This window comes from Thalassotalea euphylliae (genome assembly GCF_003390375.1).
GTDB classification, from domain to species: Bacteria; Pseudomonadota; Gammaproteobacteria; order Enterobacterales; family Alteromonadaceae; genus Thalassotalea_F; species Thalassotalea_F euphylliae_A.
Genome location: NZ_QUOT01000001.1, coordinates 2,415,871 through 2,428,622 on the forward strand (window position 1 = coordinate 2,415,871; position 12,752 = coordinate 2,428,622).

General features: G+C 41.8%; 10 protein-coding genes. 6 read left to right on the forward strand and 4 right to left on the reverse strand.

Translation table 11 applies throughout. The features are described 5' to 3' along the window. From DXX94_RS10720 to DXX94_RS10730, 3 genes are read right to left on the reverse strand one after another with little or no spacing between them, the layout of a single operon-like run. Window positions 1-1,083, reverse strand: coding sequence for a FemAB family XrtA/PEP-CTERM system-associated protein (locus DXX94_RS10720; protein ID WP_258872150.1), 1,083 nt, complete (start codon window positions 1,081-1,083; stop codon window positions 1-3). Window positions 1,084-1,087: 4 nt separating this feature from the next. After that, window positions 1,088-1,924: an XrtA system polysaccharide deacetylase gene (locus DXX94_RS10725; protein WP_116015773.1), complete on the reverse strand. Its 837-nt coding sequence runs from the start codon at window positions 1,922-1,924 to the stop codon at window positions 1,088-1,090. Window positions 1,925-1,930: 6 nt separating this feature from the next. Then, window positions 1,931-3,334, reverse strand: a complete 1,404-nt coding sequence (locus DXX94_RS10730; protein ID WP_116015775.1) for a TIGR03013 family XrtA/PEP-CTERM system glycosyltransferase — start codon at window positions 3,332-3,334, stop codon at window positions 1,931-1,933. Between the two features lie 202 nt (window positions 3,335-3,536). Between DXX94_RS10730 and DXX94_RS10735 the strand changes: the two genes are divergently transcribed. The 6 genes from DXX94_RS10735 to plsB all read left to right on the forward strand — a co-directional run bounded on the left by DXX94_RS10735 (window position 3,537) and on the right by plsB (window position 11,814). Then, on the forward strand, window positions 3,537-4,175 hold the full coding sequence (locus DXX94_RS10735) for an XrtA/PEP-CTERM system exopolysaccharide export protein (protein ID WP_116015777.1): 639 nt from the start codon (window positions 3,537-3,539) through the stop codon (window positions 4,173-4,175). A 36-nt stretch (window positions 4,176-4,211) separates the two neighbouring features. After that, window positions 4,212-5,813, forward strand: coding sequence for an XrtA system polysaccharide chain length determinant (locus tag DXX94_RS10740; protein ID WP_116015779.1), 1,602 nt, complete (start codon window positions 4,212-4,214; stop codon window positions 5,811-5,813). Continuing rightward, window positions 5,813-6,676, forward strand: coding sequence for an XrtA-associated tyrosine autokinase (locus tag DXX94_RS10745; RefSeq protein WP_116015781.1), 864 nt, complete (start codon window positions 5,813-5,815; stop codon window positions 6,674-6,676). Before DXX94_RS10740 ends, DXX94_RS10745 begins: the two co-directional genes overlap by 1 nt. Then, on the forward strand, window positions 6,639-8,225 hold the full coding sequence (locus DXX94_RS10750) for a TIGR03016 family PEP-CTERM system-associated outer membrane protein (protein WP_181901538.1): 1,587 nt from the start codon (window positions 6,639-6,641) through the stop codon (window positions 8,223-8,225). Before DXX94_RS10745 ends, DXX94_RS10750 begins: the two co-directional genes overlap by 38 nt. 2 nt (window positions 8,226-8,227) lie before the next feature. Continuing rightward, window positions 8,228-9,286, forward strand: coding sequence for an XrtA/PEP-CTERM system-associated ATPase (locus DXX94_RS10755; protein WP_116015785.1), 1,059 nt, complete (start codon window positions 8,228-8,230; stop codon window positions 9,284-9,286). An 86-nt stretch (window positions 9,287-9,372) separates the two neighbouring features. After that, window positions 9,373-11,814 carry a glycerol-3-phosphate 1-O-acyltransferase PlsB gene (gene plsB / locus DXX94_RS10760; RefSeq protein WP_116015787.1) on the forward strand — a complete coding sequence of 814 codons (2,442 nt, stop codon included), beginning with the start codon at window positions 9,373-9,375 and terminating at the stop codon, window positions 11,812-11,814. A gap of 75 nt (window positions 11,815-11,889) precedes the next feature. On the opposite strand, the gene ubiA is transcribed toward plsB, so the two are convergent. Continuing rightward, window positions 11,890-12,750 carry a 4-hydroxybenzoate octaprenyltransferase gene (gene ubiA, locus DXX94_RS10765; RefSeq protein WP_116015789.1) on the reverse strand — a complete coding sequence of 287 codons (861 nt, stop codon included), beginning with the start codon at window positions 12,748-12,750 and terminating at the stop codon, window positions 11,890-11,892. Window positions 12,751-12,752: the final 2 nt, after the last annotated feature.

Consider the following 12,752-nt stretch of genomic DNA (forward strand, 5'->3'; position numbering starts at 1 on the left):
CTATCCCAAATATTTAGATAACAATGGGCCAAGCCACTGGCTAACAACTAGTGGCAGTTTTTGCCACAAACGAATAAATAACTGGTATTTAGGATTATTGGGGCTCAAGTTCGGCAGCTCTTTAGCTTTTACTAGGTAGTAGTAATAGTGCAAAGGCTCTGGTGTCATTCCCCAGTTTTTCTTGTACTTATAAGGCCCACTGTCATTCTTACTGCGACCAAAATCAAAATAATTGCAGCCCTTGGCTCGCGCATGACATAACACTTGATAGTACATAAAGTCTGCACTTTTAAGGGCTCTAGCAGCGTCATTCCCACCACCGTAATATGGCAAAACTTGCTGCTGATAGTAAAAGTTCATCACCGCACTGGACGCTTGACCGCTGCTATCTCGAACTAACGAAACATCAATATCTTCGCCGAAGTGCTCTAGCAAGGCAGCAAAATATTTTTTCGTAAATATGGGTGTGCCCAAGTTGCGGTAACTCGTCGATAATAAGTGATAGAAGTTATCGACATCTTCGCCGTGTTCAATTGCTAGTTCGTTGTTAAGTGAGTGACGAATAACCGCTCTTTGCTTCTTTTTTACCGCCGCCAAAATAGCTTCATCTGAAGCTGCTATTTCACAGCCAAAAGTGCTATGTACTTGTTTAAGAAGAAAGTTGTTTTGTTGAGCGTGGCGATATCGCAGTTCTAAATAATCTACTGCCAGTTGTTCAGCTAACTTGCACGCTTTTTGCTCCAGTGCGTGCTGCACTTCATGGCTGTCTGCTAGCACGCCACCATAGACACAAAAAGGTGTAGACACCAACGCATGACCAAAAAGCTGACTTTTCACCTGGACTAAGGGGAGCACACCAGCAATTTTCTCACCATGCCAAGCTATCAAGTAATAGCAGCGATGACCAAACACTGATGAAATGACTTTCTGCCAATTGCTTAAATGAAAAAATGACCCTTGGGTATGGCTATGTACATAGTTGTCCCACAATTCATGCTCGGACGTTAGCTCAGTCACAATGAAGTGTTCTGCCGCTAATGATTCTATTTGTACCGCGTTACTGTTCACATCCATGATCCCCATGTGATTAGCCCTCTAAATAAACGGCCCGCATTGTTGACCATTGATAATCATTAAGCAGTTTAACTATCTTGCCTTCCATTCTTGACAAGTTGATGTAGTGACGAACTTTCGAGCGTAATGAAGCTCCCCCTATACGAGGTTGCTCAGGATCGATCTCCCATGGATGGAAATAAAAGCTATAAGGCGCTGATTCTTGTGACAAATACTTATCAATTCTACGTTTGGAAAAGGAGTATGGGTAGAGCCTAAAATAGCCGCCACCACCAATACCGATATTACTGCCGTTTTTACGTATTGTTGGTACCGGAATCTCGACTATGCCCTCGTCACGTCGGAACTTAAATCTCGGCCAATGAGGAACGCCATAAAGGTCATGCTCAATAGGATAAGTGCTCGAGCTGTATTCAAAACCAAGTTCAGCTAACACATCATATGCCCAGACATTTTGCTCACCAATTGAAAAGCTGGGAGCGCGATATCCCAAGATTTGTTCACCGCTCGCTTGTTCTAATAAGTCTTTGCTTTTGGCGACATCTTGCTTAAATTGTTCACGCGTCATCATAATAGCACGCTGATGATCATAACCATGACTGGCCAGTTCATGACCTTGCGCAACAATATCTTTAATCAATTGTGGACACTGCTCAGCAACCCATCCTAAGGTAAAAAAAGTCGCTCTTGCGTTGTATTGTTCAAACAGTTCTAGCAAACGGTAGGTGTTGTGCTCGACTCTAAGCGGTAACTTTTGCCAGTCTTGCCGAGAGATATTTTGCTCAAACGCAGACACGTGAAAGTAATCTTCCACATCAACTGTCATGGCTTGGTGAGTGCGTTTAGTCATCTGACCTTACCTACCCTTGCCAAAGACAACAATTTCTACCGTGCGGATCAGAATCAACAAATCTAAAAAGAAACTGCGATGCTTGATGTAATACAGGTCGTATTTAAGTTTTTCCAATGCATCAGCTTCAGTTGCACCGTAAGGATATTTTAATTGCGCCCAACCAGCCAAGCCTGGCTTAACATTGTGTCGCTCATTGTAATACGGAATTGATTTGACCAAGTTTTGTACAAACTCTGGACGCTCTGGTCGTGGCCCAACAAAGCCCATATCACCGCGCATGACATTATAAATTTGCGGTAGCTCATCAATGCGATATTTGCGAATAAAATTACCGATACGCGTTGTTCTATCGTCATTTTTTGACGCCCACTGCGCGCCATGTTTTTCCGCGTCGACGCGCATGCTTCTAAACTTGATGATATAGAATGGATGACCATCTACACCTACACGTTCTTGACGATAAAATATCGGGGCAGAAAATCCATCATCTAGTTTAATAATGATGGCAGTGATCAACATCACTGGCCATGTAATCAATAACAGTACAAAAGCGATTGCAGCGTTAAAGAGCCAATCTAAGGTATTGCGCAAATAGTTAGTTGAGGTAAAGCCATTGGAATAAATCACCCAGCTCGGGTAGATTAAATTAACCGCGATTTGCCCTGTTTCTCGCTCGATAAAATCAAGTATTTCAGTAACTTCAATACCACGAATTTTACATGCAAAAAGTTCATCAACTGGCAGGTTGTTACGCCTTTCATCACTGGCGACAACAATCTCATCAATTTCATTATCAAGCGCATAGCTAACAAGCGAGCCATCGAGGCGAATTTTAGTTTCTCGCTCAATTCCATCTGCGCTGTCACCTTCCATTTGAACGTAGGCATGCACTTTAAACGACTGCCTATCAACATCTCGTCGCATGCGTTTTTCAATAATAGATGCCCGTTGACCAGCACCAATAATCAACACTTTCCTTTTATGGAAGCCAAAGAAATCAACACGGTGAGCGCCATAGCGCAACACCAACATAAGCACCAATGCGATTAGTGAAGATAGTGCCAATAATTCAATGGGTAAGGCAAAGTCACCGTAAAGAGGGTTGACCAATGTGACAATTGAAAATGCGATAGCAATGGCAAGCAGTATACGGCGAAACAAGCCGCGAAAATTTTCTCTTAACTTAGAGTTATATAAACCAAGTGCTAAGCAAGTTAACTGAGAAGTTAACGCAAAAACTAACGCATATATGAACAATACATTATTGGGTGGTAGAGTAAAATCGACTATGCCTATCAACTGGTTCGCTGATATCGCAACCAATAAACTAGACATAAAAACAAGTAGCTCCAGCAAAACAAACGACTTGCTACTTATGGATAAGTCTCGAAATGCAATGACTGGCATATTAGTTATACTATTCCTTTGAGTACGCTTAAAAAACAGAAAAACACATATTTTGGCGCGTTGATAACTCTAGCAGAGTTAACTATGCATTTACACACTTTAAATAGCGTAACCCATTTGTTAAAAAGTGTGCACACAATAAAAAAATGCAATACAATCATTTTGCAATATCACTAGAATGTCGGGTATTAAGGTACTAACCATGGAAAAACGTATTATCCACACTATAAAAAACATTGCGGCACTGTTTTTCGTAAACTTGCTTGTTGCTTGTAACTCTATAGATCAATTACCTCAAGCAACACTGCACCCTTCAAAAACAACCGATATTGACTCTTATCGATATCTTATTGGTGCTGGCGACTCAGTCAATATTTTTGTTTATGGCAACCCTGAAGTCTCAGGCAGCTTCATTGTTCGCCCAGACGGTATGATTACAACATCGCTAGTCGAGGATATTCCTGTATCAGGTAGGACACCTACTGAATTGGCTAGAGATATTGAAGAAGTGCTAGGCACGTACTTAAGAGATCCAATCGTTACCGTCACAGTTGGTGGCTTTGTCGGTCCATTTAGCGAGCAAATTCGTGTTATCGGCGAAGCCGCACAGCCACTTGCGATAAATTACAAAAAGAACATGACGCTACTCGATGTTATGATCACTGTTGGAGGTTTAACAGAGTTTGCCGATGGTAATGATGCTGTGCTGGTTAGGATAGAAAACGGTGTGCAGAAGCAGTATCCACTAGCAATTGATGACCTTATCAAAAGCGGTGATATTTCTGCCAATGTTGATATGCTGCCCGGAGATATCATTATCGTGCCGGAAACATGGTTTTAATTAATAAGACAAGAGCCTGTTAGTAAGAGGTCGGGAATGCAAGAATTACTTGAACAGATAGTCGACTATCTGAAAGGTATATGGATTAAACGCCGTTATATTATTATCGCAACTTGGGCAATTTGCCCAATCGGCTGGTATTTAGTTGCTCAGATGCCTAATGTTTATGAATCTTCAGCACGTGTTTATGTCGACACACAATCATTGCTGAGGCCCCTGCTACGTGGATTAACTGTAGAAACAAACCCCGATACCCAAATTCGCCTAATGGTCAGGACTTTACTAAGCCGACCAAACCTAGAGCGTATCTCCCGTATGACGGATTTAGATGTACAGGCTAGCACAACCGAAGAATACGATAAAATCATTGAAAATTTAAAAAAGGACCTAAAAATATCTAATGCTGGCAGAGAAAATATATTTACGCTGTCTATTGAAGATAAAAATGCCGACGCTGCTAAAAATATAGTCCAGGCGGCACTTACTGTATTTATTGAAAATACTTTAGGTGAGACCCGCAATGATTCAGATGAAGCACAAAAATTTCTAAATGCGCAAATTAGAGATTATGAAAATCGCTTAGTTGCGGCAGAAACGCGTTTAACTAATTTTAAACAAAAGTACGGTGATGTACTAATGAGCAATAGTGGCGGTTTTTATGCCACGCTAAATAGTGAGGAAGAGCAATTAGAACGAGCACAACTTCAACTGGAAGAAGCCAAAACTCGATTAGCTTCAGCAAAAGCGCAACTTGCTGGTGAAGAACCCGTATTCGGCTTATTTGCTAGTAGAGTCAAAAGTAATAATAGTGTCGCTACTACTTACGATTCTCGCATAGAACAGCTGGAACGCAGCATGGATGAAAAATTACTGCGCTTTACTGAGAAACACCCAGAAGTTCTAGAGATACAGCGCAGATTAGATGAGCTTATTCAACTTAGGACTAAAGAAATTGAAGCCTATTATTCATCCATTAAAACTTCCGAAGAAGATACCAATAAAGCAGTTACAAGTGTTGATAAGAATCCTGTTTATCAAGAGTTGAAAATACAAGCAAATCAATATGAAAATGAGGTTGCATCGTTAACCGTTCGAGTCGAGAATTTCAAACAGCGTGTTACTGTAATTGCTAACAAAATACATTCTTTGCCAGAAGTAGAAGCAGAGCTCACAGCGCTAAACCGTGGTTACAATATTACGAAAGCTAAATACGAAGAATTATTGGCTCGCAAAGAAACCGCTCAATTGGCTCAGCAGGCTGATGAGACAACGGATAAAATTCAGTTCCGTGTAATCGATCCGCCTAGGGCGGCTCTGCAGCCTTCTGGGCCGCCAAGATTGCTGTTTTTTGTCGGTGTGACAATATTTGGTATAGTCGCTGGACTGGGTATCTCCTTGTTAATGAGTCAAATCAGCCCTGTGATCACATCAACACAACAATTATCACGTATCACAGGAATACCTGTTTTCGGCACAGTATCAGCAAACGAAAGTCTGGGGTTACATAATTGGCATCGCAGAAAGACCATACTTTTTATGATGTCTAACTTGGCGTTAATTATTCTTCTAGTTGGGTTTATAAGCTATTTTGCGTTTCCTGATCTCGTGCAAACGCCATTGAAAGGGATACTAGGTTAATGAGCACTATTGAAAAAGCACTGGCTAAGCAAAAAGCTGCAGCGCACTCAGCCAAAAGTGACGATAACTTAACTGTTGATAGCGGTTTAATTAGCAAAACTGAAATTCCTGATGTTCAACAAGAAAAGCGCAGCATTTTTATCGACAATGACAAACTTACAGAACGCGGCTTTTTACACAGTGGTGGAGACTCACATCATCAGCAAGAGGAGTTTCGGCATATCAAGCGCAAATTACTCAACAATGCATTTGGTCCAGCTGCAAAAACACTTCTTCAAAGTAACTTGATTATGGTTAGCAGTGCCAATCCTAATGAGGGAAAGACCTTTGTTTCTATTAATTTAGCGTTAAGTGTCGCACTCGAACAAGATAAAACTGTATTGCTTATCGATGCCGATGTTTTAAGGCCAAGTTTACACCGCGAATTAGAGTTCGAAAATGATACAGGACTGCTCGATTATCTTTGTGGCGATACCGAAGATGTCGCTCGCATAATCTATCCAACCAACTTACCAAATTTGAAAATAATGCCTGCTGGCAGTGCGCATCATTTGACTAATGAACTGCTTGCTAGTGAACGTATGGCTAAACTTGCCAATGAGTTATCTCAACGCTACCCTGATAGAGTTGTTATTTTTGATAGTCCTCCACTACTGGGGGTTACGGAAACTCCTGTACTTGCTAGTCTAGTAGGACAAGCGGTAGTAGTTGCAGAAGAGTCGAAAACCAAAATTGAAGATATAAAGCGGGCGACCATACAACTTGATGAAGATCTTGCAATTGGGTTTGTACTTAATAAAACAATCAAAACGAGCAAGGATGTATATGGCTATTACGGATATGGCTATGGACGCAAAAGGTAAAATATCGATAGTATTACTAAGCCAGCTATTTCACTTCTCTGTGCACGGTGCTGACTCAAATTTTACGCCTACCATTAATATTGAAGAAATATTTTCAGATAATGTCGAGCTTGACTCTTTTGAAGAACAAGATAGCTATGTTACACGAGCAAACTTTGGCCTAAGTCAAACAATATCTTCCAAGACTATTGATGCAAGTATAAACGGCAACTATACCCACCTATTTTTTAGTCATGATAGTAGTGCAAATGAGGGCTATGAGTCGTTAGAGTCGCAAATAAACATTGCACCTTGGCACGATGGTCCTGCTCTCAATTTGCAAGCCAATATTACTAACGTACCACGCAGCACAGGTGGAAACTTTGCTTCGGATCTAATCTCCGGTGATACCGTACGAACAACAAATTACGGAGCTGGCCTTAATTATCAAGTTCAAAATAACGACTTTTTATTATCCATAGGGGGTCGATATAATGATAGCCGTTCAAGTGATAATGTCGGTGAGAGCTATGGTTACAGCAACAGCTTAAGCTTTCAAAATGGTATTGGCCAAAAGCATCTATTTTGGAATATTTCAAGTAGTTACTCAGATCTGAAAAATCGAGGAGAGTCTGCCAGAAGCTATCAAATTCAAGCAAGGTTTGGTGTCATTACATCATGGCAGCTTAATCCATTTATACGATATTTTGACGAAGACTTTACCGGTAGTGTATCAACTGGCAACTTTAATCAAGGAGAGTCGTTTGGCGCGGGTTTGCGCTGGCAGCCGATTAATCTGATGACTGTCGATTTATCTTATAATTCTGCAGAAGACGAAGAGTTAAGCGAAGATTACATCGCATTTGAGTTTAATTGGCAGCCAACTACTCGTACCCAAATAGCTGCTAGTTATAACCAACGTTTTTTTGGTGACTCATATGGTTTGAACGTTAACCACAGAAATAAAAGGCTAACAAATACAATCAGCTATAACGAGCAAATACAAGCTTTTCAAAGGGATAACTTTGAGATTTTTACTGAATCTGTCTTGTTTTGCCCGGTTAATCAACCGATAGATATCAATAATTGCTTATCAGACATAAATAACGAAACACAGCCAGAGCTATTTTTCGAGTTACCTATTTTCGATATTAGACCTGTTGAAGATAGTCAGTTTTCGCTAAACAAGAGACTTGCATGGGATTCAACTTTATCACTACAACGGACAACATTTTCTTTAACAGTTTCCGGCAATGAAAGAGAAGACCTTAATACTGGAGATGCACAAGACAATATACTTGTTAATCTAACCGCGAGTAGACAGCTGAATTCAAGAAGTCAATTAACCGCAGCTTACCAGTTTTCTCGAATCGACTTTTTTACTCGAAATGTGGATGTAGATTCTGAAAGGCGAGACTACTATCGCACTTACAATATTAGTTACTCACGAACACTTGGCAAATCTATATCTGTAAACTTTAACCTCAGACATCTCGTGAGAACATCTAATACAAGCATTCGAGACTTTGACGAAAACCGCGCAACGCTCTCGATAACAAAAGATTTTTAATTATGTACGAAAGTTACTACGGCTTTACTGAGCGTCCATTTCAGCTCAGTCCAGATCCTCGTTTTTTCTTTGCCTCAAAACATCATCAGCGAGCATTGTCTTATTTACAATATGGTCTAGATCAAAAAGAAGGCTTTATTGTAATCACTGGGCCGATTGGCACCGGGAAAACTACCATTGCGCGAAACTTAATGAGCAATTTGCCGGAAGCCAATATTGTTGCAGCCCAGTTAGTGACGACCAAGCTTAACCCTGAAGAGTTGTTAGAGCTTGTTATCGCCGAGTTCCGTATTGACTATCAAGGGAATAGCAAAGCTGAGATGCTCAAAGCAATTGAGCAGTTTTTGGTTGCCTTACATGAGCAAGGTAAACGCGCTTTGCTATTAGTTGATGAAGCACAAAATCTACCCTCAGAAACGGTTGAAGAATTACGGATGCTTTCAAATTTTCAACTGGATAACCAGCCTCTTATTCAAAGCTTCTTACTCGGCCAAGAAGAGCTTAAAGGTATTATCCAAGCGCCCAATATGGAACAGTTTCGCCAGCGAATTATTGCCTCGGCTCACCTACGTCCGCTCACCGTGGAGGAAGTTGAAAACTATATTAAGCATCGCCTTCAATTGGCGGGCTGCGACAAAGAGGAGTTATTCTCTGAGCAAACGTACGCCTTAATTCACGAGAAAACGCAGGGCGTGCCACGGAAAATCAATATTTTTGCTGACCGTATACTACTATTTGGTTTCTTAGAGGAATTACCAAGCATAGACATCGACGCGATTAACGCCGTAGCAGAAGAAATGGGCGCTGAATTAACCGGCTCGTTAAGTCTTGAACAAAGTGAAGCGGCGCCGCAAACGAGCAAAGAGCAACTTATTGTCAATTCCTCAGAAAATGTCGAAAACATTAAAGATGTACTGCGCGAAATAGAAGATATTTTAGAAACATCGATAAAGCAAAAAGTAAAAATGGCCCGTTACGTTGATAAGTTACTCAAGCAGAAGAATCGTCAACTTGCTGAAGCCTCTGTTGCCACCAATATTGACGAAACTAAACCAGACTAAACGACACTAGTTGCAACATTTACAGGTGCGACAACGCCTAGCATTAATGCTAAAATCAGCGACCTGATAAATCTGAGCGATATCACATGTTAGCATTACGTTCACTTTTTTACTTTTTACTGTCACTACCTGTCAGATTATTAGTTCGCTGTAAAATAGTTCCAGACAGCCTACCTGAACTGGCCAAAAAGAATGACAAACAGCCGATTTTCTATATTATTCGCCACCAATCAGCCAGTGATTTACTCACGCTGCAAAAAGCATGTAAGCACATGGGTTTACCTGACCCATTAAGCCAAGTCACCATCAAAGGGCAAACTTTCGATCGCACTTTATGCTTGGAAAAGCCAACCGCCCTGCTATTTGGTAAAAAACATCGCAAAACAAAAGCGCTTATCCAAGGTATCAGGCTACTCAAACTTCATGCCGAAGACAGCGACCTTAACGCGCAGTTAATACCAGCAAACCTTGTTTGGGGGCGTCGTCCAACATTAGAGAAAAACAATGCCAATGTCGGCACTTTGCTCGCAGATCAGGAATCTCCAACTCCACTGCGCAAGTTTTTTATCGTCCTCTTTCTAGGGCGTCATACGCTAGTACGTTTTAGCGAAGCGTTATCACTACGCACGATGGCTGACGATCACGGTACAGACAAATCAACTGCCCACAAGTTATTGCGCGTAGCTCGTTTCCATTTTCATCGCCAAACTATCGCTGCAACTGGCCCACGCCTAATGCATCGCGATCAAATGTTTACCGCTTTGCTTGCAAATCCTGCGGTAAAACGTGTAATTGCTGACGAGGCCGCCAGTAAAAAAATATCAGAACAAAAAGCCAAACAAAACGCGCTTAAAATGATGGATGAGATCGCTGGGGATTACCGCGACTCAATGATTCGCTTTGGCGATCGCATATTAACTTGGCTTTGGAATCGTCTATATCAAGGCATCGAAGTAAATAATGCCAGCAAACTGAGAGAAGTCGCTCAAGACGGACACGAAATTATCTACGTGCCATGTCATCGCAGCCACATGGATTACTTATTACTGACCTACGTAATTTTCCATGAGGGTCTTGTAACGCCTCGTATCGCTGCAGGTATTAACTTAAATTTCTGGCCAGCTGGTCCGATTTTCAGAAAAGCAGGTGCGTTTTTCATCCGCCGCAGTTTTCGCGGTAATCGCATGTACTCAACGATTTTCCGTGAGTATCTGGGTTTGTTATTCGAGCGAGGTTACGCAGTAAAGTACTATACCGAGGGTGGCCGCAGCCGCACCGGTCGTTTACTTCAGCCGAAAACTGGCATGCTAGCGATGACCATTCAAAGCTTATTACGCGGCATTGACCGACCACTGACTTTAGTGCCTGTTTACATAGGTTATGAACATGTCATGGAAGTTGGCTCATACCACAAAGAACTCAGCGGCAGCAAAAAGCAAAAAGAATCCATTGGTGGTGTCATTAAAGCCATCAAGAGTCTACGTAACTACGGTAAAGGCTATGTGAATTTTGGCGAACCAATTAATATTAATCAGTTCCTAAATAAGCATGTCGATGACTGGCGAGATGCGATTGACCCAATCGACCCGCAAAAACCCAGTTGGTTAACACCGACCGTGAATACTCTTGCCAACGACGTAATGGTTTCTGTTAACAAGAGTGTCGCGCTCAATTCAGTATCACTAACAGCACTTATTCTGCTAGCAACTGAAAACAAAGCTATGGCTGAGAGCGAGCTTGCACAACAACTTAAGTTCTTTATTGATATGCAGAAGCTAGCGCCCTATAGCGAGTCGATGACATTGCCTGAAGACGACGCAGAAGCGCTGATTAGCCACATTAAATCGCTAGCTAAAGTCACAATTGAGCGAGATAACTTAGGGACTATTTTGTCGTTTAATAGCACTGCTGCATTAGAGATGCGTTACTACCGCAACAACATCTTGCATGCTTATGTTATTCCGTCACTCGTCTGTCGAGTCTTAGAACGCAACGCGAAAACAAGTCATCAAGAAATGCTAGAACAAGTCAGTCAGCTATTTGCTTTGATCAAAGCTGAACTATTTTTATGGCAAAGCCAAGATGAGGTTAACACTCAAACTGAGCAAGTCTTGAAGGCACTTGAAGAGCAAAACATGATCAAACAAACCAAAGCAGGTTTTTGGTCAGTGATTGACGACACGACCGTAAAAACTAAGCTGAGAGTGATGGGCGAATGCATTGATGAAACCTTACAGCGCTTCGCGATTATCGCCAACCTACTGACACAATTGGCGCCAGTCAGTAAAAGTGCGCTGGAAGAGCAAGTCATTACAATTGCCAAACGACTGTCTAAGTTAAACAATATTAACGCGCCGGAATTTATCGACAAAAAAGCACAATCCGCACTTATCAGCGTACTTAAAGAGCAAGGATATGCAACCAATAGTGATAGCAACTATTTGAGCGATACCGCCGAGTTAAGGCAGCTTAAAGAGTTGATCAATAACTTGGTCGATATTGAAGTACTGCAGAGTATTGCAAGATAATGCTTAAGAGAATAAGTAACAAAAAGGCGCCTAAGCGCCTTTTTTGATCTCGTTTGGTAGCTAACTAACCTTTGATCAAAAACCCCAGTATTCAATCACCAAGCCAACAAAAACCGCTAAACCAACATAGTGGTTATTTAGAAACGCTTTAAAACAAGGCTCTCGCAGTCGGTCTTTAATCAAAATTTGTTGAAAACAAAATAGCCCAGCAACCACCACTAGTGACAACTGATATGGCCAACCAAACGCCATAATCTCACCAACGGTTAGCAAAATGGCCAAGACCATTAACTGCAAAAAGCCAATAATTCGAATATCGTTGCGGCCAAATAAAATAGCCGTTGATTTCACCCCTATTTTCAAGTCATCGTCCCTATCCACCATGGCGTACATGGTATCGTAGGCCACTGTCCACAATAGGTTTGCCGCAAACAAAAGCCAGGCTACGGTCGGTACATGCCCCTGAATTTCAGCAAACGCCATTATCATGCCCCAACTAAATGCTGCACCAAGCACCACTTGCGGTAAATGAGTATAGCGTTTCATAAACGGGTAACTGGTTGCCAAAACCAGCGCCACCACAGCATATTGAATGGTGAGCCAACTAAGGTTTATGGCAAGGGCCATTGCCGCACCAATCAAAAAGCCAAACAGCATAATCGCCTGCTCAGGTGTCATTAAACCCGATACCAAGGGACGCTGCTCGGTACGCTTTACTTTGCCATCGACTTTACGATCAGCAAAATCATTAATGACACAGCCAGCGCTGCGCATAATCACCACACCCATAGTGAAAATCAACAGCAAGATACCATCTGGTAAGCCGTCTGACGCCACCCACAACGCCCAATAGGTCGGCCACAACAATAAATAAGTACCGATGGGTTTGTCGATGCGAGTGATCTGCTTAATCGCCTGCCAACTTAACGTCGTCATCG